This window comes from Nocardia sp. NPDC003183 (assembly GCF_053590715.1).
The window spans coordinates 1430355-1456963 of record NZ_JBSFTG010000001.1; the positions used below are offsets into that span (position 1 = coordinate 1430355).

Below are 26609 nucleotides of genomic sequence, written 5' to 3' on the forward strand. Positions count from 1 at the left end.
AGCAGGAGGTTCGAATTCGGCATGACATCAACGAGCGGTCCCCGAGTCGAGGTTCTCTGCGAGCAGGCCGGAGCGGCGCTGGCCGAACGCGCTTCCCGCTACGGCGTCGCGGACGTACTGGCCAGAATCGTCACGGCGGCACAGCAGGGCGAGGTGTCCGAAGCTGACCTCGACCTGCTCGACAGTGCCTTCGCCCAACACGGCATCGACAACCTGACGCGGGCGCACCGCGGCTTCGAGCCGTGGAAGGGACCGCGCGACATCGCCGTCACGGCATGGGTGTGCCCGACGAGTGCGTGCACCAGGGCGAGGATCGACGAAGGTGCGCGGTGCGGGCTCACCGGGCAACCGTTGCGCAGGATCGAGCTGTGAACGCGTTCCTCACCGAGCTCGGCAAGAACCTTGCTACCCGCTGGGCTGCCGCGCTCGCGCTGCCCGCCGCGGTGTTCGTGGCCGTGGTGGTCGTGGCGGTCGCGCTCGGGCCCTCGCACGCACTCGACTTCAAGCTGTTGTGGACCCGGGTGACGACGGTGTCGACCGGTCCCGCGCTGGTGTGGGCCGCTGCGGCGTTCCTCGCCGCGACCGCGATGGTGGGGTTGGCGGTTACCGCGCTCGGCGGCATCGTGATCGCCGCGTGGGCAGCCACCGGCACCGGTGCAGGCAGACCGTTCGTCGCGCTGCGCCACCGCCGTTGGCGGCGTGCGACGGCCAAGGCGGACGCCGCGGTCAAGGCGGTGCTGGCCGACCGATCGGACCGCCGGGCCAAGAGCACTGCGCAGCGAGCTGTGCTGCGGCGCAACGCGATCTCCGAGATCGAACCGGCATGCCCCACGTGGGCAGGCGACCGACTGCGGAGCGTGGACGAGCGCGTCAGCCGCGGCACGGGGCTCGACCTGACCACGACGTGGCCGCGATTGTGGCTGGTGCTGCCCGACGCGGCGCGCACCGAGGTGACGACGGTCCAGGAACGGTGTGGCTCCGCCGCCCGCACCCCGGTGTGGGGCTTGGCCTATCTGGCAGTCGGTGTGTACTGGTGGCCGGCGCTCGTGCCGGGAGTGTGGGCATTGCTGGTGTCGCGCCGTCGGATCCGCCGTGCGGTGGGGGTCTACGCGGACCTCGTGGAAGCCTCGATCGACCTGTACGCCCGAGACGTCGCCAACCAGCTCGGGTTCGAACTGACGGGCAGGTTGACACCGGCGATCGGCGAGCAACTGACCGAGGTACTGCGGAAACAGCCCGGGTAGCTGTGTGGCCATTTCTCGCGCGATCCAACCGGCCGGCGTCAGCCGCCGGAGCGCGGACCGGCCGTAGCGGCCAGAGCCGTGGCGAGGTCCCGGTGGATCGAAATCCACTCGGTCATCCCGGCGAGGTCGATCACGCGCGCGATGCTCGTAGGGGCCAGCCCGCCGGCGAGATGCATCCCGATGCCGCGGCGGTCCAGCTGCTGCGCCAGGTCGGCGACGACCATGATGGCACGGACCGACAGGAACGTGATCTCGGCCAGATCGACAACGAGATGACCACCACCGGCGGACGCCGGGACAGCCGACTCGAGCAGGCCCCGCCAGCGCGGGAGGGTGTAGGCGTCGATCTCCCCACGAGCATGCAGCACGATGACCTGTCCTGCGGATTCCGCGACGGCACCCAAGCGGCGGCAGAGATCGGCAGCCGGGTCGCCGGCTGCGGGCGAGCGGGTTTCGTCGGGACGATTGTTCAACGGACTCAATTCTTCAGCACCGGAGAGCAGTGCGCTGCCAACTGTCCTGTGTGCTCAAGATCGGGCCGGCAATCCTATTCCAGCACGCGGCCCGGCAACAGCCTTGCCCCGTCGCTGCCCTGGCGCCCAGTTGTTCGCTATCGGTCCTGATTCGCGGTGATCGGCCTTCGCATTTCGTCTCTGCGGCCGGGCGCCGCAGGGACGACACGCGGTGCGCCGAGGACGAGACAACGGGTGCGTCGCCAGTTGCCGAGCCGGTAAAATGGGGCCGGGAAACCATACGGGCGCGGTCGTCCGGCGCCCGTCTACACCGGCGTGCCCTTCATCGCGTGTCCACGGAGGGAGCGTCGTGCAGAGTCTGAATTTCGAGAGCGACGACCTCGCCGCGACCGAGGAGTTCCTCAACAACGCCTACACCCGGGTGCAGATCGGCAACCACGGCCCGCACCAGGTGCGTTCCAGGATTCGTCGCGAGGTGCTCGGTTCGATCAACTTCGACCAGCTCGAGATGGGTTTCGACATGGCCTACGATGCCGACCCGCTCGGCCGGGTCTGCCTGGTCACCGTGCACAGCGGTCGGATCGAGGAGAACTATCACGGTAGCGGTACCGACACCTTCACGCCCGGGCAGACCGGTCTGCTCACCCCCCACGACCTGCCCTACTCGGGGGTCATCCGAACCAGCCGCTACGACATCACCATGTTCGACCCTGCGATCCTGAACCGTATGGCCACCGCCGCGGGCGGAGACCGCGTGCGCGTAGACGGGCACCGACCTGTCACTGTGGCGGCCGGACAGCGGCTGCGGCGGGTGATCATCCACCTGCAGCAGATCGCCGCGGACCCCGATGCAGCGAGCAGCCCGCTCACCGTCACGACGGCCTCGGACTATCTCGCCGCGACTGTGCTGGCCACCATGCCGACGACCGCCGAGCACGAGCCCACCGCCACCGATCGTCACGATGCTCACCCGCACACCGTGCGCCGTGCCATCGCCTACCTGGAGTCGCATCTGAGTGACAAGATCGCGATCAGCGACGTCGCGGCGGCAACCTTTGTCACGCCGCGCGCCTTGCAGCTCGCCTTTCGCCGCCATCTGGACACAACACCGCTCGAGTACCTGCAGCGACTGCGCCTTGCCGCGGCGCACGAGCAACTCGGCGCCGCGCTGCCCGGTGACGGTCAGACTGTCGCGACCATCGCCTACCGATGGGGCTTCCCCCATCCGGGCCGCTTCGCCACGGCCTACCGCCGGCGCTACGGTCGGCCACCGAGCCAGACCCTGCGCGAATGAGCGCTGCCGTATCGCGTCGCGAACGCGGTCCGAGCCCGCCGCGCCGGCGCGACCGAGGGGTCAGGGCCGTCTCACGCCCGAGCGAACCGCATGTCCACCACCGTGCCTGCCGCCGATGTGCTGACCTCGAATTCACTGCTGAGAGCGCGCATGATGCCCATCCCGCGCCCACGTGACCGATCGATGTCCGGATCAGGGGTCGACCAGCGTCCCTCGTCGGTCACGACGGTATGGACGTGAGTCTCGGTGAGCGCCGTAGTGACGCGTACTGTGCCGCCGTCGCCACGGTGACCGTGCTCGACCGCGTTGGTACACGCCTCACCGACGGCGAGCACTATGTCGTACGCCTGGTTCGGGTCGACCGGTACCTCGGCCAGCCAGGCCTGTAGCGCGTGGCGCACTTCGGCCAACCGCGCGGCCTCTGCCGAGAAATCGATCTCGAACGGTTTCACGGCGCTGTCCTGCCGAGACGGGTGCGTCGTCACCTGATGCCTCCCTCTCCATCTCGACGTCCAACGAATCCGCGAGAGAACACCCGCGCCCTTGGCAGTACCCCTGCAGTATCCGGATATGCCACGTCCGGGCGTGACAAAACCCTCTCGCGGCAGCCCTGCGGATACGTCCGAGCCAGGGTACCCCGGTGCGGCGCAACGGTTTGCGGCCCGAGCGGATGGGGTAGGTTGCTCGAGCAAGAATCGCTCGCACATTCGCCGACCCGGCGAAGCTAGAGGCAAGAGGTAGAAAAGTGGCGAATCGCAACCGAGGAGACCTTCGGTGAGTGTAGAAGGCGGCTTCCGCGACCTCGACGTGCAGACACGAGCACAAGACGACTTCGAAATCCTCTCCGTGCGCGGTGAAGTCGACATGGCCTCGGCGCCCCAGTTGCAGGCGGCGCTGGAGAAGGCACAGCAGGGCGGCAAGACACTGGTGGTCGATATGACCCAGGTCGGCTTCCTCGGCTCGGCCGGACTCAGCGCGTTGCTGGTCGTGTCCAAGGCAGCGCCCTACCAGCTGCGCGTGGTCGCCTCCCATGAGGTGGCTCGACCGATCGAATTGACCGGACTGGACAAGCTGCTCGCTGTCTATGCCACCCTGGAGGCGGCAATCGCCGCGGAGCCGAACGCGCACTAGGTCCGCAGTCGCGGCTCCCGCACTCGCGGGAGCCGCACGACCTGCACGAAGAACTCATCGATCTGCCTGATCGCAGCGATGAACTGGTCGAGATCCACCGGCTTGGTGACGTAGGCGTTCGCGTGCAGTTTGTAACTGCGCAGAATGTCTTCCTCAGCCGCCGATGTGGTGAGCACGACCACGGGGATGTGGGACAGCTCCGGGTCGGCCTTGATCTTCTCCAGCACCTGCCTGCCGTCGTACTTGGGCAGGTTCAGATCCAGCAGGATCAGATCCGGCCGTGGGGCGTCGACGTGCGCGCCGGTGCGATAGATGAAGTCCAGCGCTTCCTGACCGTCCCTGACCACGTGCAGCGTGTTGCCGATCTTGTTGTCCTCGAAGGCTTCCCGCGTCATCAGTTCGTCGCCGGGGTCGTCTTCGACGAGCAGGATATCGACCGGCTGGGCGGGATCGGTCATGCGAATACCTCGTTCTCGATGGATGCGGCGGTGGTCGCGGGCGCTGCCGCCCGCAGGGTGAAGCACAGGCGGGTGCCGTCACGGTAGTCGGTGTCGAGCCAGATCCGGCCGCCGTGGAACTCCACGATCTTCTTGCACACGGCCAGTCCGATCCCGGTGCCGCCGTACGCATCTCGCGGGTGTAGACGCTGGAAGATGACGAAGACCTTCTCCGCGAATTCGGCCGCGACGCCGATTCCGTTGTCCGACACCGAGAACTCCCATTCCTCGGCGTCGTCGACGTTGGGCGCGCACGCCACCCGGACCACAGGGGTCAGGCCGGGCGTGCGGAATTTGATCGCGTTGCCGATGAGGTTCTGCCACAGCATGATCAACAGGGTCGGTTCCCCGAGGAGCTCCGGCAACGCCTCCGGGCGCTCGATCACGGCCTCGGATTCCTCGATGGTCGCCGACAAAGCGGCCATCGCCTCGTCCAGGGTCTGATCCAGGCCCACCGGCTCGGTGCCCTCCGACATCCGGCCGACGCGGGAGAAGGTGAGCAGGTCGTTGATCAGCACCTGCATGCGCTTGGCGCCGTCGACGGCGAAGTCGATGTACTGCTTGCCGCGCTCGTCGAGCTGGTCGCCGTAGCGCTTCTCGAGCAACTGGCAGAACGAGGCCACCTTGCGCAGCGGCTCCTGCAGGTCATGGGACGCGACGTAGGCGAACTGCTCCAACTCGGTGTTGGATCTGCGCAGTTCGTCGGCCTGGATGTCGAGATCCTGCTTCTGGCGCAGCAGTGCCGCTTCCTGGATGCGCGTGGAATCGAGCTCGGCGACGATGTGGTGGCGCATGTTCTCCACCGCCTCGCAGACCAGCGCGATATCGGAAGGACCGACAGCCTCGATCTGCGCGTCGAACTCCCCCGCGGCTACCCGCCGCGACGACTCGGTGAGATAGCCCAACGGCCGTACCACCAGTCGCCGTACCAGCACGGTGAGCAGCACCCCGGTCAGCAGGAAGACCGCGACGATGCCCCACAGCACGATGTTGCGGGTGGTGCGTGCGTTTGCCAGCTCGGCGGAATCGCTGTCGACGACCGCGACGAGATGGTCGTTCTGCACCGCGAAGGTATCGCGCACGGCGTCGAAGAGCGCCTTTCGACGCACCGCTCCGGTGGCGGCGTCGAGACCGATGCCCGTGCGAGACGACACGGCCCCGGTCGCCGGATCGGTGAAGTCGGCCCGCCACTGCTGGGCGGCGAGGTCGACAGCGACGAGGTCGGCGAGCAATCCGGGGTGGCCGACGAGCAGCTCCCGTAAGCGGTCCGCGGCGCGTGTCTGCTCCTGGCGCCCTCGGTCGTAGGGCTCGAGGAACTGCGGGTCCCCGGTGATGGCGTAGCCGCGGATGCCGGTCTCCTGATTCAGCAGCGCACCCTGCAGCCGATGGGCTTCGGTGGACGCGGGCAGAGTTTCGGCGAGCAGACGATCGGTGACCCGGCTGGTGTGCGCGATGACCTGTGCACCCGCCGCGGCACCGACGACCACCACCAGGATCATCAGCGCGAACACGAGCTGGAACCAGCCCTGTGCCGTCAGCTGACGGATCGCCCCCGACCGAGCTGGTGCACTACTCGTCACGTCATCCGCCTCGTCACATCACTCCACCGCAAATACAGGATGGCCACATCGTCATCCAAACCGCCTGCCGCCGAGGAAAGCTCCGCCACCTGCCCGATCAGCGCGTCGACGAAGGACTCGGGCTGCCTGACGGGCAGTGTCTGTGCCAGTTCGAACAATCCGTCCTCGCCGAGGCGGGTGCTGCCGTCGCCGACGCGCCCTTCGAACAGTCCATCGGTGAACAGCATCAGCCCCGCCTCATCCGGCAGTGCCACCTCGTGCGCGGGCCACTGCGCGTAGCCCGGCACGAAACCCAGGGCCGGTCCGCCGGGCACCTCCACCCAGCTCAGTCCGGCACCGGTGCACGACAGCATGCCGGGGTGACCCGCGCGGCGTACCGACACCTGCCGGGTCGCCGGGTCGAGTACCAAGCTGGTAGCGGTGGCGAAGGTTTGCTGGTCGGCGCGTTCGGCGAGCAGCACTTCCTCGAGCAGGCTCAGTTGCCTGGCACCGGTGACACCGCTGAGCACCAGCGTGCGCCACGCCAGCCGCAATGCGACCCCGGTCGCCGCGGCGTCGGGACCGTGGCCGGAGACATCACCGATGATGGCGTGCACGATGCCGGTCGGGTCCTGGACCACGTCGTAGAAGTCGCCGCCGAGCAGTGAGTGGTCGCGGCCGGGCCGATACCGCGACACCACCTCCACTGCGGGGTCGGCACCCAACAGCGGGGTCGGCAACAGTCCGCGTTCGAGTCGGGAGTTCTCCTGCGCCCGCATCTGACTGGCCTGCAGGGCCGCGCTGGTGAGTTCGGCCTGCTTGCGCTGGATCGCGTAACGCACTGCGCGCCCGAACAATTCCGGGTCCACCCGGCCCTTGACCAGGTAGTCCTGCGCGCCGGAGGCCAACGCGAACAGCCCGGTGCGCTCTTGGTCGAGCCCGGTCATCACCACGACAGGGACCTGATCGTTGCGGTCGCGGATCCCGGCCAGCGCCTCGAGTCCGTGCGCATCGGGCAGATGCAGATCGAGCAGCACGCAATCGGGGACGTCGGCGCGTAGGCGCTCGCCGGCCTCGGTCAGGGTGCGTACCCAATCCAGGTGCGGGCGCGGAGACAGATCGGCGACCATCTCTTCCACCAGCAAGGCGTCGCCGGGATCGTCCTCGACCAGCAGTATGCGGAGTTGACGTTGCGATCTGGGCCCGGCCGCGATGAGATCGGCGTTCAACGCGTCACTGCGCACCACGACCACCGCCGGCGCAGCCGAGAGTCGCCTGCTCGCGCCACATCAGACCTCCCCCTCCCCACCTGGACAGCACAAAACCCAGGGTGTGCACGAAAGCCTCCGATCACAGGCGCCCACGACGCGAACTGACTCCGCCGGCCGGTTGCTGGACCGAAAGGTAGTACCGGGGATGCTATCCGATTGCGCCGACACCCATGCCCACGCGGGATTTCGGCGTGGGCATGGACACCTTCGCCTATCGCACTACGTGCCCGGACTTGCGTGTCCGCGAGGTCGACCACCCTATCGAAGGCCACTCCGCCCCTGAGCTCATCGCCGGCTACCTCCACGGATCCGAAGGTTCGAGAGCGAATCGCCCGGCGCACTGCCCGCGAGCCGCGCACTGCCCGCGAGCCGCTGAGGATTGCCCGCCGCATCGACATGCACCACACCGGCCGCCGACGGGCCTCGTTGTCACATATGTGGTGGCTGGAGGTGGTCCTTCGCGAACACCGCCGTCACGTAATCGACGAGGTGAAGACGGAGGGCCGAAGGCCACTCTGCCGAGAGATCGTCGAGGTCCACACCGAGTGCCTTTTCGACTTCCTTCAACACGAAGGGAAGCGGGATGCTCTCGCGCGAACAAACCTGTACCGCGTACTCCAATTGATCCACGACATCGTGGAGATGAGCGGTCTCGCTGTCATAAGATTCAGCGCCATGAGCCGCAAAGCGGTATTCAAGATTTCGTGAAACCCGATCGCCGCCTGCGTCATCGCGCGATAGCGGGGTACCACTGATGTTCTCGTCCATCGATCCCCCTGTCGAAGTAGTTCCCCGTCAATGGTCGACCGTACCCGAATATTCGCAGAAAATGGAGGGCCAAACCGGACATCTTATAGCTAATTAGTAGCTAACATAACCGGGTTTGTGAGCCGTACCAAAGAGCATGTGATCTGCGCGAGATCGGCAGCCGGGCGCGAGGGCGGCCGCCTATCCGCGTGGCGCAGGGCGCTTCGGGCAGCCGTCACGACGCTTCCCACCTCGGCAAACGCCCAGTCTCGTCCGGATACAGCACTGCCGACAGGAACGTCGGCGAGATGCCGAGGCCGCGAGGTCAGCCCAGGTGAACCAGTGAGCCGATACGGCGCAGATATCCCGACCGGCCGAACGGAACCGTGTTGCGCTCAGCTTCGAGGAAGGCTGGCATCATTATCGCGGCCAGTTCTATAGCGTCCTTACGGTCGTGGCCGCTGTCGCAGTGTCGAAGCATTCCCCTGGAAACTCCGCAGCTTCGCGATGTTGGTGTTGAGAATTTTCTGTCAAACACCGGAAAGCACCGGAATACTACGCCTGAACGGCCGGTCCGGGCGGTCGAAAATTCTTCATCCCCTGCCGCCGATGACCATACTGTCGACACTGCATCCAACTGTGAATTGACCTGCGGCACAGAACAACCCGATTACTCCGTCTCGAATATTCATACTGCGATACCCGCGCCCGGCAAATAGCTGGCTCGACATTTCACTACGGATGCGACAGGAATCTCTTATACACGTCATCCATGGACCCAGCGCCGGTCGACATGCAGTGCTGACGCACACGGCCCCGGCGGTTACACCTCTGCCGTCACGACGGATCATGTTCGCGACCGGATTCGATTCACAGCTGACGCGAATCCTGATTTCATATCAACTCTCGCAATAGATGAATCAGGTTGCCCTGGACGACACACCGCCCCGCACAGGTGCGGGCCACAGAGGCGGCCGGTCGCGGTCGATCAGGCTTCCCTCCCTGCCCGACGCAGGCACCGTGGCATCGACACGGGCGGCGCCTACTCGTTCGCACCGCTGCGAACGACCCTTCGCCTCGATCTGCGCGAATCTCTGGCCGCCCTCCGAAACAGCACCAACCATGAAGGCGGAGATTCGTTGTCGCGACCCATCAACCCTAGGACGCCGCCATGACCGTCACAGACGAATACCTCAGTAACAACACCGCGTACGCAGCGCAGTTCAGCGGCCCGCTCCCGCTGCCGCCCAGCAAGCACGTCGCGGTGGTGGCGTGCATGGACGCCCGCCTCGATGTCTACCGCATCCTGGGCCTGCACGACGGTGAAGCGCACGTCATCCGCAACGCGGGCGGCGTGGTCACCGACGACGAGATCCGCTCGCTGGCCATCAGCCAGCGACTGCTCGGCACCACGGAGATCATCCTGATCCACCACACCGACTGCGGCATGCTCACCTTCACCGACGACGATTTCAAACGAGCGATCCAGGACGAGATCGGCATCAAGCCCACCTGGTCCGCCGAGGCCTTCGGCGATCTCGACGAGGACATCCGCAACTCGCTGCGCCGCATCGAACGCAGCCCCTTCATCACGCGCACCACCTCCCTGCGCGGATTCGTCTTCGACGTCGCGACCGGAAAACTGAACGAAGTACTCGACTGATCATCGGTGTGACTGCCCGAGTGGCCGAGATCAGATCCGCTGCTCGGGCTCCGACACAAGGCCCCAGATGAGCAAGCCCTCCCCCGCCGACGCGCGTCGCGTCGCGATCGTGACCGGCGCCGCGTCCGGTATCGGCCGAGCCACTGTCGAGTTGTTCGCCGAACGCGGGCACGACGTGGTCGCGGTGGATCTCTCCGAGCACGGCCTGACCGGATTCGGCGACGGCATCGTGACCCTGGCCGGCGACGTGTCCTCCGACGCGGTGAACCAGGCCGCGGTCGACGCCGCGCTGAGCCGTTTCGGCCGACTCGACACCATCGTCCTCAATGCCGGAACCGGCGGCACCCCGCCGCTCGAGGCTGCCGATGCGGTGCGCACAGCCGACCGCATCCTCGACGTGAACCTGCTCGGGCCGATTCGCGGGCTGCGAGCGGCGATTCCGGCATTGCGTCGGTCCGGGGGCTGCGCGGTGTTGACCGCATCGGTGGCCGGTTTGCGTGGCGATGCGGGAAACTGGGCCTACAACGCGTCCAAAGGCGCGTTGATCAACCTGGTCCGCGCGGTCGCGATCGACTATGCCGCGCAGGGGATTCGGATCAACGCCATCGCACCCGGGCTCACCCGCACCGGCATCACCGCCGGCGTACACCAGGACCTCGCACTGCTCGCCGCGATCGAACGCCGGATCCCACTCGGACGGTTCGCGGAACCACGTGAACAGGCGGAGGCGATCTGGTTCCTCGCCTCGCCCGCCGCCGGCTACATCACCGGCACCACCCTCGTCGTCGACGGTGGCCTCGACGCCAACCTGGGCATTGTGCCGCTGCCCGGCCAGTTCTGAACCAGCAGCGCCCATCCGAAGTTCTGTCGACTGCTGCGATTCACCCTGTGGGACGCGCTGTTCCAGCAGGCGACAACCACATGGGCCGCTGACCAGCGGAATAGTCGCGTTCGGGATCGCCGATCGCGGTTGCTCGATAGGGTCGGCGCAACGATCGAGCTGGAAGGTGAACGTGGGAATCAAACAGCGGGCCACGGTGCAGATGAGCGCGGACGAGATCGCGCAGTTCCTCGACCGCAGCAGGGTGCTCACCTTGGCCACCCTCGATGCCGAGGGGAAACCGCATCTGACAGCGATGTGGTTCGGGCACCTCGACGGCAAGATCTACTTCGAGACCAAGGCGAAGTCGCAGAAGGCCACCAACCTGCGCCGTAACCCGACCCTCACCTGCATGGCCGAGGCGGGCGACACCTACGACCAGTTGCGCGGCGTGTCGATCGAAGGAACAGCGCATCTGATCGAGGACCCCGCCGATGAGGAGTACTGGAACGCCGGAATCGACGTCTTCCGCCGCTACGTCGGTCCCTACACCGAGCAGGCTCGTCCGCTGGTCGAGTCCATGATGCACAAACGCATCGTCGTTCGGGTCGAGCCGACGCGGATCCGCTCGTGGGACCATCGCAAACTCGGTCTGCCCGCCATGCCGCTCGGCGGCAGCACAGCCGGCGTTCAACCCTGATCTGAGCCCGTCGGACGAGCACAATGAAGGGGTCCACTCTCGACCGCATCCTGGAAGTCGTCTCCGGCAGGGTGATCGTCGCCGTACCGGAAGAACGGTAATCGAACGGAGAAACGCCGATGACCGACGCCGATTACATCGTGGTTGGAGCCGGTAGCGCCGGTTGCGCGGTAGCTCGCCGACTCGCGGAAAGTGGCGCGTCTGTCGTGCTGATCGAGGCTGGGCGCGCCGACGACAAAGGCATCGCCAAGATGCTCTTCCAGATTCCCGGCGCTATCAACGTCATGCACTCCACGCCGCAGTTGAAGAAGCTGTTCGACTGGGGTTCCAAGTCGACGCCGCAGCGCTGTGCGCTCGACCGCACGATCCCCATGACGCGCGGCCGGGTCCTGGGTGGTTCGAGTTCGGTCAACGGCATGCTCTTCGTCCGCGGCAACAAGAAGAACTTCGACGACTGGGCGGCCGAGGGCTGCGAGGGCTGGGACTACGCCGGTGTCCTTCCGTACTTCAAACGACTCGAAGATTGGGAGGGCGGCGCCAGCGAGCTCCGTGGTGGCGGTGGCCCGATCAAGGTCACCCGGAAGAGCGATCTCACCGAGGCGGCCCGCGCGTTCATGGGAGCGGCGACCGAGCGCCTAGGGGTGCCTGCCATCGACGACTACAACGCGGAAAGTCAGGAAGGCGTCGCGGTCTTTCAGCAGAGCGCCGCGAAGGGGTTGCGCTACTCCACCGCGCAGGGCTACATCCATGCGGATCCGCTCCCGAACCTGCTGGTTCTCACCGAGACGACGGTCATCAGGATCGTCATCAACGGCTCGCGGGCCACCGGCGTCGAGATCTCGGTCGAGGGCGGCAAGCAGATTGTGCACGCCTCGCGCGAGGTGATCCTCTCGGCGGGAGCGTTCGGGTCGCCGCAGATCCTCCAACTGTCCGGAATCGGTCCCGCCGAACACCTCGCGCGGCACGGTATCGCGGTGCACGCGGATCTGCCGGTCGGCGACAACCTCCACGACCACCTCTTCGTCCCGCTCTCGTACAACATGAAATCGGCGGTGCGTCGACCGACTCCGTCGTACTTCCTGCGCGGACTCCTCGCGGAGAAGCGCCGGCCAGGGAGCTCGTGGGCGGCCGGATCATCGTTCGAGTCCGTCGCGTTCGTGCGCACGTCGTTCGCCCAGGACATTCCCGACCTGCAACTGCTCAGTCTCTACTGGGTCTACCCCTCGCCCAACCAGGACTCCGACAAGCGGGTCGTACCGCCGACGAAGAAGCCGGGGCAGAGTGTCTTCCCGACGCTGATCTACCCGGAGAGCCGGGGCACCGTCAGGCTCTCCTCGGCGGATCCGACCGCGGCTCCACTCATCGACCCCGGGTATCTGAGCGTGCCCAAAGATGCGGAAGTGCTGCTCGAAGGCATCGCGATGGTGCGCGAGATCATGGCGGGAACCGGCGACAACGCAGGCGAGATCAACCCCGGGGCCGAGTTCGCCGACGACGCGTCGCTGCGCGCGGAGCTGCCGAACCGAATTCACACCGTGTACCACCCGGTGGGCTCGGTGCGGATGGGCGTCGACGAGCGTGCGGTCGTCGATCCGACGTTGCGGGTTTCGGGCATCGACGGTCTGCGCGTCGCGGACGCGTCGATCATGCCGTCCATCATCGGCGGGAACACCAACGCGCCCTCGATCATGATCGGCGAGAAGTGCGCGGACCTGATCCTTCGCCCTTGAGCGGTTCCGCATCGGTATGCACGCGGTGGGTTCTGTTGCCGAAGGGAGGACAATGGGCGGTGGGTTGACCAGTTCGTACGCACCTTCAGGAGCACGCGATGCTACACAGCCACCGAACGTTCTCCCACTTGCTGCACGATATGGGTGAGCAGTCTTTCGACGACCACCGAGTGCGTCATGCGGCCTGGGTCGCGCGATGGGTAGGCCACGGCGCCACCGCTCCCCTGCATCTCGACGACCTCACCGCCCTTGCCGACCGTCTCGAGCCCCAAGCCCTGCCCGCCGGATCGGTGATGTTCTCGGCGGACCAACCGCCGGACGGAGTCTGGATCGTGCGGCAAGGGCAGGTCGAACTGTTTGTCGAGTCGGGCACACAGCGTGCGGTGGTAGGCATGTTGGGTCCTGGCGATGTCGACGGCGATATCGCGCTGGTGCTGGGGGTGCCACTGGCATACACCGCGCGCACGCTCGCCGAGGCGCAGTGCCTGTTCCTGCCTCAGCGCAATTTCGACACAGTGCTCACCACCCACCCCGAGATCGCTCGGCGCTGGATATCCACTGTGGCGCAACGGGTTACGACGGTCCAGACCCGGCTGACCGATATGCTCGGCCGCCCGCTCCCGGTCCAGGTGGCTCAATTGCTTCTCGACGAAGCCGTCGACGGGTCGGTGCAGCTGGATCAGCGCACGCTCGCCGCCATGCTCGGCGTGCGGAGCCCGTCGTTCCACAAGGTCATCGAGGAATTCGAGCGACACCGCCTGATCACCATCGGCCCAGGAAGCATCGGCATCGATGACGGCGACGGATTGCGGCAGCTCACAGCAAAACTTCACAGCCACTGAGCAGCCGGCGGGTGATGACAGGCCGAGACAATACCGGCCTGCGAAAAACCTTTCCGCAGTTAACTATTCCGGATAGATATCTAATTGCGGATAATGATATTTTTGACACGCTTGGATTTGCGATTTCAACAACAGAAAGATGTGAGCGGGTTATATTTTCTGAACACCCATTTTTTAGCGGTTCGAACTCCCGTCTTACCGCTGCTCGACATTCCCTGGAGATCGCCATGATATCGACCTCTTCCCTGTTTCGTGCGGGCTTTATTGCCCCGGTCGCCATCGCTACCGTCTTTTGTTTGGCCGCACCGGTAAATGCTGCGCCCGTCAGCGTGAACTGGAGCTGCCGGGGCACGGTCCTCGGTATCGGCCAAACCTCGAGCATGAACACCTCGGTCACCGGCACCGCGCCGAGCTCGGCGGCGTCGGGTTCCGCGGTGGCCATCACCATCACACCGGGCGCCTCGTCGGTGCCCAGTTCGGCTTCCGGATTCACCGTGAACAACATCAGCAACCTGAAGATGACCATTCCGACTCCGGCGAATTCGACGGTGGTCTCGGCTACCGCCTCCGGGGGCACCGTGGCGGGCACCGTGGCCACATCGGGCGGGAATGTCGTACTGACCGTGCCGGGCCCGATCGCCGGCGGCACCAGCTTCACCCCGCCGGCGGTGACCATCAACGTCACCGCCGGCGCCGCCGGAACACCGATCACCAGCAAGTACGCGGGGACCAGCTACACCAGTCCCGGTATGACCATGACGACCAATGTCTCCTTTGTCGGCAATGTCGCGACCTCGTGCTACCCGAACCCGTCCCCGACCCTGACCACCACAGCTGTCGTCTGAGCTCACCCGACGAGTGCCGCCGGATGATGACCGGTGTCCGCGCCGGCGGCCTGTGGTGAAGGGGCCGGACCGGGTTGCCTCAGCAGCCCGGCCCGGCCCCACCGACCCACACCCGACGGCAGCATCACCTGATAGTGGTTGCCCTGCTTACGGTTTGGAGCCGAGAAGTCACTTCGACCGAATTATCCGATGCGCAGTATCGCCTCGCCCGGTGTGTCGTACAGTGCATGTCCGGCACAGCCACGGCCGCTTCGATGACCGGAGCGGTGCCGCTTTCGTGATGTTCGTCAGCCGCGGTTCGGGCAGCCGGTCGATCGATGGACAGGAGCGCCCATGCCCACTTCGAGCACCTGGCCGCAATCCCTGCTGCCGCGCCCTGCGGCATCCATCGACTCCGCCGCGCGTCCCGGCTCCCCTGAACGGATCGCGGCGCTCAGCAACCGAGCAGGCCCTGATCGGTGACTTGTGCTGAGCGGTTCTCTGTTTCCAGTGATCGATGGGAAAGCCCGTGTGCCCGACAACAAGCGAACCCGCCCGGATCTCGGTCGAGCTCAAAAGGGCGCTGGAGTTCTACCACGGAAGCGTCGAGGACCTGGTCCGTGAATTGATCAGAGTGCTGGGCGTGAACGAGACCGATCGGCGTGCGCTGGAGATCGTCCTGCTCGAGGAGAAGTCCACGACGCCGGGCAGGCTGGCCGAGCGGCTCGGTCTCACCTCCGCCGGTGTCACGATCATGCTCAACCGGCTGGAGAAACAGGGCTACATCACACGGTCGCTGCACCCGACCGATCGTCGTCGCGTCATTGTGATGGCCACCGAACTCGCGGCCGATCGCGTACAGGAACTCGTCGTTCCGATGATCGTCGAGAGCTACAAGATGTTGCTGAATTATTATGACGCCGCCGAACTGGAAATAATCGCCGACTTTCTCACCCGTGCGGGCGAACTGCAACGAATTCACCGGCAACGGCTGCGCGAGGTGGATCCCTACTCGCGCCCCTGAGAACAGCACGCCGGTCGGCGTATTTCGAGGGAGAAAGCAGGAATGCAATGCGCACCTTCGACAACAGCGAAGACCCGGTTACGGAGCCTGTCACCGAGACCGAGCCTCGACCTCAGAATGCGCGACGGTGCGGCCACCCGCCCGCGCCGCGATCAACAGATCGGTTCCGGCGGCACGTGTCGCGTGCCGGGGTGGCGGCCGCGTTGGCGATGACGGTTATCGGGACAACGCTCGTGGTGCGGGCAGATTCGAGCCCACCGGCGCGGGCGAACAGCGCGGGGCCGTTCGCGGGCCAACCCACCGCACGATTTTCCGACTACAGTGCCGGCCGAAGCCAGTCCATCGCGACGATCACGAGCACAACAGCCGACAACCCGAGCGAGGTCGCCGTACCGGTCGACGTCTCGGGCGGCTACCCCACTACCGATACCGAGTCCGCCCAACCGGGCGCCGATTCCCCGAGCACGACCACTGCGACGGAAACGACGACAACCATACCGACGGAAACCGCGACGGCGAACTCGACGGTTGTTTCGGTGAGCGCGAGTTTCTCTGCCACGGCAAGCCTTTCGGTCCAGGACACCTCCGATGTGCCGGGCCCAGCTGCCGTCACCCAGACCCCGACCTCCACGGTGCCCGTCGCCATGACTCCGACTGACACGTCGACGATCACGGTGACGGCCGATCCGAGCACGGTGACGATGTCTGCTGATCCCTCGACCGTCACCATCACTTCCACCACAGTGCCGGGCACCACTACGACGGCACCGCCCAGCAGCACGACAACAACCGATCCGCCGAGTTCGACCACGACATCCCGGTCACCGGCGATATCCACGACACCGGCGGCGCCGACGACCACATCGGCGCGGTCGACAACGACCACGTCGCCGACGACGACCATGCCCCCGCCCACGACGAAGCCGCCGCGTCCGACTCCATCGATCGCCCGCCCACCGGCCACCGCACCGAGGTGACAGCAGCGGGACGATCGGACCTGCCGCGCACGCGTAGCCGTCCGGTTCAGCTGGCGTCAGTGGCGGACCGCATCGACGCCGAGTGTGCGAGGGTGGACGACATGACGGTAGAACGGTTCGAAGTGCAGCGGCAGGTCCCCGCGTCACCCTCGGAAATCTTCACACTGCTGTGTTCCCCCGAAGGGCACGTAGCGATCGACAGTTCGGGCATGCTGCAATCGGCGGAGGGCAAGCCCGTCACCGGCGTCGGCGACGAGTTCATCGTGCACATGGATCGTGAGTCCCTCAACGATTTCCCGATGGGCAAATACGATGTCACAGTGATCATCACCGAGTTCGAGCAGGACAAGCATCTCGAGTGGACGATCTCGGGCGCCATCCAACCGCCGATCGAGCACCTGTACGGATATCGCCTCGAGCCCAGCGACATCGGCACCCTGGTCACCTCGTACTACGACTGGAGCAGGATCGCGCCCCGCTACCGCGAAGCAGCTATCTTCCCGATCATTCCCGAGTCCGCGCTGCGGGCCACTCTCGGCATCCTCGCCCGCACCATCAAGAAGTAACCCAGCGCCCCGAAAGGTAGCGCCGGGAACTCGGATCCGGATCGCGGCGCTAGGGTTTGCGGCCGACGCCGCCGACGATGCAGTTGCGGACGTCGGAGAGGGGGGTGAGGTGGGGGCCGTCGGACCACCAGTCGTCGCAGCGGACGAGGCCGGGTTCGACCATGTCGAGGGTGCCGAACATGGCCTGGATTTCGTCGCGGGTGCGGAAGCGGCCGCTACCCATCGGGCTGTGGATGAACTTCTCTTCCATTTTCCGGGCCAGCTCGCTGTATTCGGCGGTTTCCGGGTCGTGGAAGTGGGCGATCGCGACGAACGAGCCCGAGGGCAATGCGTCGATGTAGGTCTGCATGAGGGCGGGGCCGTCGTCGCCGAGATAGTGGTGCAGGGTGCCGATGTGGAACAGCGCCAGCGGGCGGGTGAAGTCGAGTTCGCGGCGGACCGTCTCGTTGCCGAGAACTTCCAGGGGGCGGAAGATGTCGGCTTCGGCGATGCGGGTGCGGCTGTTGCTGGCCAGTAATGCCTGCGCGTGGACGAGCACCGACGGGTCGTTGTCGACATAGACGACCTTGGACTGAGGGTTCACCCGCTGGACCACCTGGTGGGTGTTCTCCGCGGTGGGCAGACCCGATCCGAGGTCGAGGAACTGGTCGATGCCCGCCCTGGCCAGGAATCGGCAGGCGCGGATCAGGAAGTCACGGTTGGCCCAGGCCAGGTCGTTGACCTGCGGAGCGACGGTGCGGACCTGGTCCAGCACTGCGCGATCCACGTCGTAGTTGTCCTTGCCGTTGAGTGCGGCGTCGTAGACACGCGCGATACTCGCACGGGTGGTGTCCACCCCGACCGGAACAGCGCTGGGGTAGGCGGCAGAAGAATGCGACATCGGGAGCGCCTTTCGAGCATCGGAGCCAACTGGACGAATCAAGCCTAGAGCATCAGTTACTTTGGCAGACAAGCTATTCCGACTCCATCCGGGGCAGGCCGCGAGCGGGGTATCGGGAGTACCCGTATCGGTGGGCTCCTATTCATCCTGTGCATCCGGTCCCAGGATCTGAGCATGATCCAGATGCTCAAACCAGCCCCGGTGCCCGATTCGGTGGTGGGCAGGCGTTCGATCGCCGTGCTCGTCGTCATCCTCACCGGCCAGTTCATGACGGTGCTCGACGGCTCCATCGTCAATGTCGCCATTCCGTCCATTCGGTCGAGCCTCGACACCGGTGGGGCCGCACTGCAATTGATCGTCGCCGGGTATGTGATCGCGTACGCGGTGTTGCTGATCGGCGGTGCGCGCCTGGGTGATCGGTTCACGCAGCGACGCACCTTCATCGCGGGGCTGGCGGGGTTCACCCTGGCTTCACTCGCGTGTGGACTGGCATGGAACGAGCTGTCGCTCATCGTGTTCCGGTTCGGTCAGGGCGTCGGGGCGGCCGCGATGGCGCCACAGGTGATGACGTTGATCCAGCGCACGTTCGCCGGGGCGGCGCGAGCCAGAGCCCTGAGTATCTATGCGGCGATCGTCTCCGGTGGCCTGCTGGCGGGCCAGATTCTCGGCGGATTGATCGTCGACGCCGATCTGGGCGGCACCGGTTGGCGTGGGGTGTTCCTGGTGAATGTGCCGATCGGCATCGCACTGCTGGTGCTGGCTCCACGTGTCCTCCCGGTCACCGTCGCCCGCACCGATCGAACGGTCGACGGGCTGGGCTTGGTGACGCTCACGGCCACCGTGTTGTTGCTGGTCGTGCCGCTGGTGCTCGGCCGGGAGCTCGGGTTTCCGCGGTGGTCGTGGCTGTGTCTCGGAGCGGGTGTGCTCGGGCTGGCGGTGTTCGTTGTGATCGAGCGGGCGGTCGCCGGGCGCGGCCGCGATCCCCTGTTCGCGCCGCAGGCGCTCGGCGCGCCCGGTCTGCTCGCCACTGCCGCCACCCTGCTCATGGTGATGGGGACCTTCGGCGGCTGGCTGTTCGTGAGCGCCATCCACATGCAGAGCGACCTCGGCTACAGCGCGCTGCGGGCGGGCATGCAGTTCTTGCCGATGGGTGCGGCGTTCGCCGTGGCCGGACTGTCCTGGCAGCGCGTTCCGGCCACGCTGCACGCGAGGATGATTCCGTTCGGGCTGGTGATGAGCGCGGCCTCGCTGGGCTGGCTCGCGTGGCTGCTGGGCGACGGCGCGGGTATCGGTATCGCGGCGTCGATCGCGTTCGGGGTCTTCGGTCTCGGTAACGGGCTGGCGTTCAGCCCGTTGATGACACGGGCATTGGCCGCGGTACCGGTGACACTCGCCGCCGACGCCAGCGGCATTCTCGTCACCAGCGTGCAACTGGGGACCGTGGTCGGGATCGCGAGCATCGGGTCGGTGTTCTTCGAACTGGTGGGAGCGACCGCGTCATCGGCGGCCGACGCGGTCGCGGTCGTGCATCTGATCTGCGCGGCGATCACGCTCGTCGCCGCCGTCTCGGCGGCACTGGCTGTGCGCGGGATCCGCCGCTGAGCGTGCTGATCGCGGCGCCACCGGTCCTGAGCTAGCGTGACACCATGCACGAGCTCAGGGCCGGTGACCTTTTCGCCGGCTATCGGATCGAGCGGGTGCTCGGGGCGGGCGGGATGGGGAGTGTGTACGCCGCCCGGCACCCGCGGTTGCCGCGTCTGGTCGCGGTGAAATTGCTGCACTCCTCGTATTCGGCGGATCCGGTGTTCCGGGGTCGATTCGAGCGCGAGGCCGATCTCGCGGGGCGCCTCGATCATCCGAATATCGTGGCGATCCACGACTGCGGAAACGAGGACGGGCGGCTGTGGATCGCGATGCAGTACGTCGCGGGCAGCGACGCGGAAACGGCGCTGCGCACAGGGGCTGTGGCACCGCGGCGGGCGTTGCACATCGCACGGTCGACGGCGGACGCGCTCGATTGCGCGCACACGGCCGGGCTCCTGCATCGCGATGTCAAACCCGCCAATATTCTGCTGAGCGAGAGCGCGGGCGGCAGCGGTGAGCGGGTGCTGCTCACCGATTTCGGCATCGCGAAGGCAGTCGACGAGGGCACAGCGCTGACCGAGACCGGCACATTGGTCGCGACGCTGCGCTACGCGGCGCCCGAACAGCTCGACGGGCGCACCGCGGGCGCGCGGTCGGACCAGTATTCGTTGGCGTGCACGCTGTTTCACCTGCTCGCGGGGCGCCCACCGTTTACCGCGACCCATGCGGGGGCGTTGATCGGTGCGCATCTGATGCAGCCGGTGCCGCGGATCAGCGAGATCGCGGCGGGCATGCCCGCTGCGATGGACGCGGTGTTCGCGCGCGCCCTCGCCAAGGATCCCGATCATCGATTCCCCAGTTGTGCGGCGATGGTCGCGGCGGCGTCCACGGCCCTGACCACCGGAACCGCTCCAGCTCGTCCGATGACCGGCCCCGTCGGACCGGCTCAGCCGATCGACCACTTGGTGCGAGGGCCACAGGTCAGCAGGGTAGGCCCAGACGCGGTAGCTGGGACCGGCGTCGCGGGCAACCCGACGTTCGGTGCCGGCAATCGGGCCGAGCTCGACACCGCCACTCGTGCTGGAGCGCGTCGCCGGAACGCCGGGTGGTGGGTAGCTGGCGCACTCGGGGCGGTCGCCATGATCGCGATCGGAACTGTGATCCTGTCGATCCGAGACTCCGGGAGAACCGGCGCCGTTCCGACGAGCGCAACGGTCGCGCCGCCCACCACCGTCGACGCGTGGGCGGCGGCGCGGCCCACGATCGCGATGTTCCCCGACCTGCTGCCCGCGAGTCCCGACAGTGCAGGGTATCGGGAACTGCGGTGCAGTTTCGCGACGAAGAGCGCGGAGGCGATGTGGGATACGGGGTTCGACTGCACCGACCGCGAAGGACTGCACGTGCAGGTGATGGCACACAAGGATTCCGGGACCGTCGAACGGTTCGTCGCGACCCTGCCCGCCGGGGCGACCCAGCAGCCGCGGTCGCGGTACGGCAGACCGCTGACCGTGCACAGTTTCAACGGCTCCACCGGACCATGGCTGCTGGTGCGATTCGACGCCGCGCCGTATTCGACTGTGCTGCTCCAGGTGTACTGGAAGGGCCACACCCATCAGGAGATGATCGACCAATGGTTGAGCACCGCACCTCTGTGACCGCACGACTGGCGCTGGGCTCGCTCGCTGTTCTGCTCGTCGGCTGCGGCGCGGTCGAGGGCACCGCGACGCCGGGTGAGATCGATGTCCGCTCCCTCGGCGTGGGTAGTTATACGACAGCGCCCGCCGATATCGAGGCGGGCCGAAAGTCCACGGACGGGCCGATTCTGGAAGGGCTGCGGATGGCGGGCGCGGTGGTGTTGCCGCACGAGGTCGATCCGGCTCTGACCCACAGCTGGGGCACCGATGTCCTGGACACCCCACGGCGGGCTTCGGACACCTCGGCGATCTCGAATGTGAATCTTCCCGTGCTGGAACGGCATCGGATGATCGTGGCCTTCGACGTCGCCGAGGGCAGCCAAGCCTTCGACAAGGCGACACCGGCGATCGAGACCGACGCGCGGATCACCAGGGTGGTGCTGGCGCGGTTTCCCGGCGCGAAGACCGCCGAGGAGGCGGCGCGGGAACTCGAGGCGACCGATTTCCGGGTGAGTCCGGACAATCAGCCGGTGTCGATCCCCGGTTACGCTGCCGCACACGCGCATTGGCGGCCCGGCATCAAGACGATCGGTGCCACCTTCGCCCACGGCGAGATCGTGGTGAGTATGTTCCTCCAGCATCCCTCGCCCGACATCGACGCGCTGGCCACACGCGTCGCGGCCGTCCTCGACGCCCAGATCCCCCTGCTCGACAAGTTCACCCCGACCGCGCCCGACCGGATCGCCGAGCTACCCCGCGATCCCGACGATCTGTTGCGCCGCACCCTGATTCCCGGCCCGGCCAATCAGCGGATCGCCATCTCCTCGCGCGAGTTCGCGGCGTGGACCGGCCGTGCGGGACTGCACTACCGCCCCACCGAACCCGCCGAGCTCGGCGCGGCGTGGGATCGCGGTGGCGTGGACAGCGTGGCGAATTCCTACAGCACCACGCTGTTCCGGTTCCGTGACGAGGCCGCGGCCCTCGCCTTCGGCACGACATGGCAGAACACACTCAGCGCGGCAGCGCATCCGGTCGCGGCGCCCGAGGGCCTGCCGCAGGCGCGGTGCGCGGAGCGGCGTGCGGGGAGTGCGCCCGCACTGACCCGCTGCTATGTGAGTTACCGGCGCTACGGCGCGTTCGTCAGCGGCGCCGAACCCGCCGGAGTTCGCCAGCAGGCCGCGGCACAGTACGCGCTGCTGGCGAACGCTCAGTAGTTCGGTGCTGGTCTAGATCAGAGCTGGGCTTCGATCGCCTGCACGACCTCGGCGGCATCGGGGGTCGTGCGCGGGCGGAACCGGCCCGCGACCGTGCCGTCGCGACCGACGAGGAACTTCTCGAAGTTCCACTGCACGTCGCCCGCCGCGCCCTCGGCGTCGGCGGTCTCGACCAGCGCGGCGTAGAGCGGGTGCCGGTCGTCGCCGTTGACATCGGCCTTGGCGAGCAGCGGGAAATCGACGCCGTAGGTGACCGAGCAGAATTCGTGGATCTCCTCGGCGCTGCCGGGCTCCTGGCCCATGAACTGGTTGCTCGGGAAGCCGATCACGGTGAAACCGCGCTCGCCGTAGGTCTTCTGCAGTTCCACCAGGGCGCCGTACTGCGGGGTCAGGCCGCACTTGGAGGCCACGTTGACCAGCAGTACCGCCCGCTCGCCCGCCAGCTCACCCAGTGTGGTGTCCTCGCCCGCCAGGGTCTGCACCGCAATGTCTCGAATGTTCGCGCTCATCACATCACCACCAGATCTCGTCTATGTCGGTTCGATCGCCACCGTACCGGAGCCCGATCGGCGCGCAAGTGTCCCGCTCGGCGAGAGAATCTGTAACACGTTCTTGTTTTGTGACGCGGTTCACGGCACCATTCCTATGGATGGGCGGTGATGCCCGCACCCTGAGCACCGGAGGAAGCCCGTGAGCGACCAGCCACATCGGATCGATACCGTCCGCCCGCTGCGCGCGAGCGAGGTGACGCAGTGGGATTTCGACGCCGATGTGGTGGTGGCCGGTTTCGGCATCGCCGGCGTGTGCGCGTCGATCGAAGCCGCGCGAGCGGGCGCGAAGGTGCTCATCCTGGAACGGACCGGCGGCTGGGGTGGCGCGGCGGCGCTGGCGGGCGGATTCGTCTACCTCGGTGGCGGCACACCGTTGCAGAAGGCACTCGGGTTCGACGACACCCCGGAGAACATGGCGGCGTTCCTCACCGCCGCGCTCGGACCCGGCGTCGACGAGGCGAAGATCAAGGACTACTGCGCGGGCAGCGTCGAGCACTACAACTGGCTCGTCGACTGCGGGGTGCCGTTCAAGGAGTCGTTCTGGGGCGAGCCCGGCTGGGAGCCCCCGCACGACGAAGGCCTGATGTACTCCGGTGGCGAGAACTCCGCACCGTTCCTCGACATCGCCGAACCCGCTCCGCGCGGCCACGTTCCGGAGCTGGCGGGTAAGAAGATCGGCGAGCGCAGCGGCGGCTACATGCTGATGAAGCCACTGGCCGACACCGTGGCCGAGCTCGGCATCGACGTCGAGTACGACACCCGCATCCGCCGGCTGGTCGTCGACGACGAGGACCGGGTGGTGGGCGTGCTGGCCACCACCTACGGCAAGCCCGTCACCGTGCGGGCCGCGCGTGGTGTCGTCCTGGCCACCGGCAGCTTCGCCTACGACACCGAGATGATCGACCGCTACACCCCGCGCCTGAGCGGCAGGCCCGGCGCGGCCATCGAAGAACACGACGGCATCGGCATCCGGCTGGCTCAAGCGCTCGGCGCCGAGCTGGCGCACATGGATGCAAGCGAGGTGGCCATCTTCGGCGATCCGCAGATGATGGCGCGTGGCATCCTCGTCAACGGACGCGGCCAGCGCTACGTCACCGAGGACACCTATCCCGGCCGCATCGGTCAGGCGACGCTGTTGCAGAACGACAACCAGGCGTTCTTGATCATCGACGAGACCTCGCTGGAAGAGGCGCTCGCCACCGAGAGCGCCACCCCGTTCTTCCGCTTCCAGCCCAAGTGGGTCGCCGAGACGGTCGCCGAGCTCGAGGCCGAGATGGGCCTGCCCGCACAGACATTGCAGACCACCGTCGCCACCTACAACCAGCACGCCGAGCACGGCACCGACCCGCTGCTGGGCAAGAAACCCGAATGGGTGCGCCCGATCAAGGGGGCGCTGGCCTGCTTCGACCTGCGCGGGTTCACCGCCGGGTTCACCCTCGGCGGGCTGCGCACCGACCTGGATTCGCGGGTGCTGCACGTGAGCGGTGAGCCGATCGAGGGCCTGTTCGCGGCGGGACGCTGCACGTCCGGCCTGTGCGCGTACGGCTACGTCAGCGGGGCCTCGCTCGGCGACGGCAGCTTCTACGGCCGTCGCGCGGGCAAAGCGGCGGCCGCCGGCTGAACCGCGGACGACCCACCGCACGGGTTCTGTCAGTACTCTGCTTGCAGCGTCACGCCCGACGACGAGTCCGGCTGGGCTCACGGTCTTTTCACGCCCGGGAGCAGGCGCGCCGAACGAAGACGCAATGCAGATCGGAGTTGGACAGTGCAAGCAGGTGGGACGTCCGCGGATTACGTGATCGTCGGCTCCGGATCCGCGGGGGCGGTGCTCGCGAATCGGCTCAGTGCCGACCCGGGCACCACGGTCGTGCTGTTGGAGGCAGGTCCGGCAGACGACGACAAGTTCGCCCACATCCCGGCCGCGTTCTCGAAACTGTTCCGCAGCGAGCGCGATTGGGACTATCTGACCGAGCCACAGCCCGAGCTCGGCGACCGGCAGATCTACTGGCCGCGCGGCAAGACCTTCGGTGGCTCGTCATCGATGAACGCGATGATGTGGGTTCGTGGCTTCCGCGCCGACTACGAGGAATGGGGGCTGCTGGCGGGCGAGAAATGGAATTTCGCCGCCGCGGTGGAGCAGTTCCGCAAGATCGAGAACGTCCAGGACGCACAGTTTCCCGACGAAGGTTCCAAGGGGCCCCAGCACGTACAGCGCCAGCGCAGCCCGCGCGCGTCGACGCACGCGTTCCTCGAGGCCGCGCGGCAGGCGGGCCACGAGCTCGAATCGGCGAACCGGCCCGCGCCCGAGGGCTTCACCCAGACCATGGTGACCCAGCGCGACGGCAGGCGCTGGAGCACCGCCGACGGGTACCTGCGTCCGGCGATGAAGCGGGCGAACCTGACCGTGCTGGCCGAATCGCTGGCCACCCGGGTGCTGTTCGAGGGCACCAAGGCTGTGGGCGTCGAATACCGCAGCGGCGGGCAGACCCTCACCGTGACCGCCGATCGTGAGGTCATCCTGTGTGGTGGCGCGGTGAACAGCCCTCAGCTGCTGCAGCTTTCGGGCATCGGCGATCAGGACGAGCTGAAAGAACACGGCATCGAACTGGTCGCGCACTCCCCCGAGGTCGGCGCGAACCTGCAGGATCACCTCATCTCGGCGCTCGGCTACAGCGTGGACTCCGATTCGCTGTTCACCGCGGAGAAGCCCCTCGAACTGATCAACTACCTGGTCCGCCACCGCGGGATGCTCACCTCCAATGTCGGTGAGGCATACGGCTTCGTGCGCAGCGCGCCCGACCTCGAGCACCCCGACCTCGAGCTGATCTACGCTCCGGCGCCGTTCTACCACGAGGGTCTGGTCGAAGCCACCGAACACGGTGTGGTGCTCGGCGCGATCCTGCTCCGCCCGCGCAGTCGCGGCAAGATCAGCCTGGCCTCGGCCGATCCGACGGCCAAGCCGGTGATCGATCCCCGGTATCTGTCCGATGCCGAGGGCGCCGACCGGGCCGCGCTGACCGCCGGACTTCGGGTGTGTGCCGGGCTCGCCGCGCAGCCCGCGCTCAAGAGCGCGCTGGGCGCGCTGATCTACCCGCCCGAGGCACCCGAGGATCTCGAGGCGGCCATCGCGCTGACCATCGAACAGTTCTCGCACACCCTCTACCACCCGATCGGCACCTGCCGGATGGGCACCGATGCCGCCAGTGTCGTCGCCCCGGACCTGAAGGTTCGCGGCGTCGAGGGTCTGCGCGTCGCCGACGCCTCGGTGATGCCGCTGATCATCCGCGGCCACACCAACGCCCCCGCCATCTTCATCGGCGAACAGGCCGCGGACTTCATCCTCGCCGAGGCCTGACCCAGGTGCTGGTGGCGCGCGGGCACGGG

28 protein-coding genes are annotated in these 26609 nt (G+C 66.8%); 18 read left to right on the top strand and 10 right to left on the bottom strand.

What is annotated here, in order from left to right; translation table 11 throughout:
• The first annotated feature begins 21 nt into the window (after positions 1-21).
• Together ACWDXS_RS06530 and ACWDXS_RS06535 are read left to right on the top strand one after the other, a co-directional pair.
• Positions 22-372: a hypothetical protein gene (locus ACWDXS_RS06530; protein WP_449962795.1), complete on the top strand. Its 351-nt coding sequence runs from the start codon at positions 22-24 to the stop codon at positions 370-372.
• Positions 369-1244: a hypothetical protein gene (locus tag ACWDXS_RS06535; protein ID WP_387445175.1), complete on the top strand. Its 876-nt coding sequence runs from the start codon at positions 369-371 to the stop codon at positions 1242-1244. The genes ACWDXS_RS06530 and ACWDXS_RS06535 overlap by 4 nt, the downstream gene beginning before the upstream one ends.
• Before the next feature lie 38 nt (positions 1245-1282).
• Here ACWDXS_RS06535 and ACWDXS_RS06540 read toward each other — a convergent pair whose 3' ends face one another.
• The gene (locus ACWDXS_RS06540) at positions 1283-1717 is read right to left on the bottom strand and encodes an STAS domain-containing protein (protein ID WP_378995984.1); all 435 of its coding nucleotides are present in this window, start codon (positions 1715-1717) and stop codon (positions 1283-1285) included.
• A 349-nt stretch (positions 1718-2066) separates the two neighbouring features.
• On the opposite strand from ACWDXS_RS06540, the gene ACWDXS_RS06545 reads away from it, so the two are divergent.
• Entirely contained in the window at positions 2067-3011 is a 945-nt protein-coding gene (locus ACWDXS_RS06545) for an AraC family transcriptional regulator (RefSeq protein ID WP_379313848.1), read from the top strand.
• 71 nt (positions 3012-3082) lie between these two features.
• On the opposite strand, the gene ACWDXS_RS06550 is transcribed toward ACWDXS_RS06545, so the two are convergent.
• A complete protein-coding gene (locus ACWDXS_RS06550; RefSeq protein WP_449962800.1) occupies positions 3083-3463 on the bottom strand; it encodes an ATP-binding protein in 381 nt (126 codons plus the stop codon).
• Between the two features lie 322 nt (positions 3464-3785).
• On the opposite strand from ACWDXS_RS06550, the gene ACWDXS_RS06555 reads away from it, so the two are divergent.
• Entirely contained in the window at positions 3786-4142 is a 357-nt protein-coding gene (locus ACWDXS_RS06555; RefSeq protein ID WP_378995992.1) for an STAS domain-containing protein, read from the top strand.
• Here the strand turns inward: ACWDXS_RS06555 and ACWDXS_RS06560 are convergent.
• The 4 genes from ACWDXS_RS06560 to ACWDXS_RS06575 form a co-directional block, all read right to left on the bottom strand.
• Positions 4139-4600 (bottom strand): response regulator, encoded by a 462-nt coding sequence (locus ACWDXS_RS06560; RefSeq protein ID WP_449962803.1) that lies wholly within the window; start codon positions 4598-4600, stop codon positions 4139-4141. The two genes, ACWDXS_RS06555 and ACWDXS_RS06560, sit on opposite strands and share 4 nt — an antisense overlap.
• Positions 4597-6219: a sensor histidine kinase gene (locus tag ACWDXS_RS06565; RefSeq protein ID WP_449962805.1), complete on the bottom strand. Its 1623-nt coding sequence runs from the start codon at positions 6217-6219 to the stop codon at positions 4597-4599. The genes ACWDXS_RS06560 and ACWDXS_RS06565 overlap by 4 nt, the downstream gene beginning before the upstream one ends.
• On the bottom strand, positions 6216-7445 hold the full coding sequence (locus ACWDXS_RS06570) for a PP2C family protein-serine/threonine phosphatase (RefSeq protein ID WP_449962808.1): 1230 nt from the start codon (positions 7443-7445) through the stop codon (positions 6216-6218). Before ACWDXS_RS06570 ends, ACWDXS_RS06565 begins: the two co-directional genes overlap by 4 nt.
• 453 nt (positions 7446-7898) lie before the next feature.
• Positions 7899-8237, bottom strand: coding sequence for a hypothetical protein (locus ACWDXS_RS06575; protein WP_379316125.1), 339 nt, complete (start codon positions 8235-8237; stop codon positions 7899-7901).
• A gap of 1150 nt (positions 8238-9387) precedes the next feature.
• Between ACWDXS_RS06575 and ACWDXS_RS06580 the strand changes: the two genes are divergently transcribed.
• The 5 genes from ACWDXS_RS06580 (at position 9388) to ACWDXS_RS06600 (ending at position 13971) form a co-directional block, all read left to right on the top strand.
• Positions 9388-9879, top strand: a complete 492-nt coding sequence (locus ACWDXS_RS06580) for a beta-class carbonic anhydrase (RefSeq protein ID WP_387444380.1) — start codon at positions 9388-9390, stop codon at positions 9877-9879.
• Positions 9880-9946: 67 nt separating this feature from the next.
• A complete protein-coding gene (locus ACWDXS_RS06585) occupies positions 9947-10720 on the top strand; it encodes an SDR family NAD(P)-dependent oxidoreductase (RefSeq protein ID WP_379314497.1) in 774 nt (257 codons plus the stop codon).
• A 172-nt stretch (positions 10721-10892) separates the two neighbouring features.
• A complete protein-coding gene (locus ACWDXS_RS06590; RefSeq protein ID WP_378996005.1) occupies positions 10893-11399 on the top strand; it encodes a pyridoxamine 5'-phosphate oxidase family protein in 507 nt (168 codons plus the stop codon).
• 119 nt (positions 11400-11518) lie between these two features.
• Complete coding sequence (locus tag ACWDXS_RS06595) at positions 11519-13129, top strand: GMC family oxidoreductase (protein WP_449962815.1); 1611 nt, start codon at positions 11519-11521, stop codon at positions 13127-13129.
• 140 nt (positions 13130-13269) lie between these two features.
• Complete coding sequence (locus ACWDXS_RS06600; protein WP_449962818.1) at positions 13270-13971, top strand: Crp/Fnr family transcriptional regulator; 702 nt, start codon at positions 13270-13272, stop codon at positions 13969-13971.
• On the opposite strand, the gene ACWDXS_RS06605 is transcribed toward ACWDXS_RS06600, so the two are convergent.
• Positions 13946-14497, bottom strand: a complete 552-nt coding sequence (locus ACWDXS_RS06605) for a hypothetical protein (protein ID WP_449962821.1) — start codon at positions 14495-14497, stop codon at positions 13946-13948. The genes ACWDXS_RS06600 and ACWDXS_RS06605 overlap by 26 nt on opposite strands.
• Here ACWDXS_RS06605 and ACWDXS_RS06610 point away from each other — a divergent pair.
• From ACWDXS_RS06610 to ACWDXS_RS06620, 3 genes are all read left to right on the top strand, one after another.
• Positions 14490-14816: a hypothetical protein gene (locus ACWDXS_RS06610; RefSeq protein WP_378996014.1), complete on the top strand. Its 327-nt coding sequence runs from the start codon at positions 14490-14492 to the stop codon at positions 14814-14816. The two genes, ACWDXS_RS06605 and ACWDXS_RS06610, sit on opposite strands and share 8 nt — an antisense overlap.
• Positions 14817-15149: 333 nt before the next feature.
• The gene (locus ACWDXS_RS06615; protein ID WP_378996016.1) at positions 15150-15278 is read left to right on the top strand and encodes a hypothetical protein; all 129 of its coding nucleotides are present in this window, start codon (positions 15150-15152) and stop codon (positions 15276-15278) included.
• Between the two features lie 34 nt (positions 15279-15312).
• Positions 15313-15819 carry a MarR family winged helix-turn-helix transcriptional regulator gene (locus ACWDXS_RS06620; protein WP_449962826.1) on the top strand — a complete coding sequence of 169 codons (507 nt, stop codon included), beginning with the start codon at positions 15313-15315 and terminating at the stop codon, positions 15817-15819.
• Positions 15820-16231: 412 nt separating this feature from the next.
• Here ACWDXS_RS06620 and ACWDXS_RS06625 read toward each other — a convergent pair whose 3' ends face one another.
• Positions 16232-16783 (bottom strand): hypothetical protein, encoded by a 552-nt coding sequence (locus tag ACWDXS_RS06625; protein WP_449962829.1) that lies wholly within the window; start codon positions 16781-16783, stop codon positions 16232-16234.
• Positions 16784-16897: 114 nt separating this feature from the next.
• Between ACWDXS_RS06625 and ACWDXS_RS06630 the strand changes: the two genes are divergently transcribed.
• Positions 16898-17362 (top strand): SRPBCC family protein, encoded by a 465-nt coding sequence (locus tag ACWDXS_RS06630; RefSeq protein WP_378996022.1) that lies wholly within the window; start codon positions 16898-16900, stop codon positions 17360-17362.
• Positions 17363-17411: 49 nt separating this feature from the next.
• On the opposite strand, the gene ACWDXS_RS06635 is transcribed toward ACWDXS_RS06630, so the two are convergent.
• Positions 17412-18242: an SAM-dependent methyltransferase gene (locus ACWDXS_RS06635; protein WP_378996024.1), complete on the bottom strand. Its 831-nt coding sequence runs from the start codon at positions 18240-18242 to the stop codon at positions 17412-17414.
• A gap of 183 nt (positions 18243-18425) precedes the next feature.
• Between ACWDXS_RS06635 and ACWDXS_RS06640 the strand changes: the two genes are divergently transcribed.
• Genes ACWDXS_RS06640 through ACWDXS_RS06650 form a run of 3 tightly spaced genes read left to right on the top strand, consistent with a single transcriptional unit; the run spans position 18426 to position 22674 of the window.
• A complete protein-coding gene (locus ACWDXS_RS06640; protein ID WP_449962834.1) occupies positions 18426-19844 on the top strand; it encodes an MFS transporter in 1419 nt (472 codons plus the stop codon).
• Between the two features lie 44 nt (positions 19845-19888).
• Positions 19889-21481 (top strand): protein kinase domain-containing protein, encoded by a 1593-nt coding sequence (locus ACWDXS_RS06645; protein WP_449962837.1) that lies wholly within the window; start codon positions 19889-19891, stop codon positions 21479-21481.
• Entirely contained in the window at positions 21478-22674 is a 1197-nt protein-coding gene (locus tag ACWDXS_RS06650) for a DUF7373 family lipoprotein (RefSeq protein ID WP_449962840.1), read from the top strand. The genes ACWDXS_RS06645 and ACWDXS_RS06650 overlap by 4 nt, the downstream gene beginning before the upstream one ends.
• A gap of 17 nt (positions 22675-22691) precedes the next feature.
• Here the strand turns inward: ACWDXS_RS06650 and ACWDXS_RS06655 are convergent, their stop codons facing one another.
• Entirely contained in the window at positions 22692-23183 is a 492-nt protein-coding gene (locus ACWDXS_RS06655) for a glutathione peroxidase (protein WP_449962843.1), read from the bottom strand.
• 181 nt (positions 23184-23364) lie between these two features.
• Between ACWDXS_RS06655 and ACWDXS_RS06660 the strand changes: the two genes are divergently transcribed.
• Positions 23365-24846: an FAD-dependent oxidoreductase gene (locus ACWDXS_RS06660; protein WP_378631374.1), complete on the top strand. Its 1482-nt coding sequence runs from the start codon at positions 23365-23367 to the stop codon at positions 24844-24846.
• 144 nt (positions 24847-24990) lie between these two features.
• Complete coding sequence (locus tag ACWDXS_RS06665; RefSeq protein WP_387444351.1) at positions 24991-26580, top strand: GMC family oxidoreductase; 1590 nt, start codon at positions 24991-24993, stop codon at positions 26578-26580.
• Positions 26581-26609 lie beyond the last annotated feature (29 nt).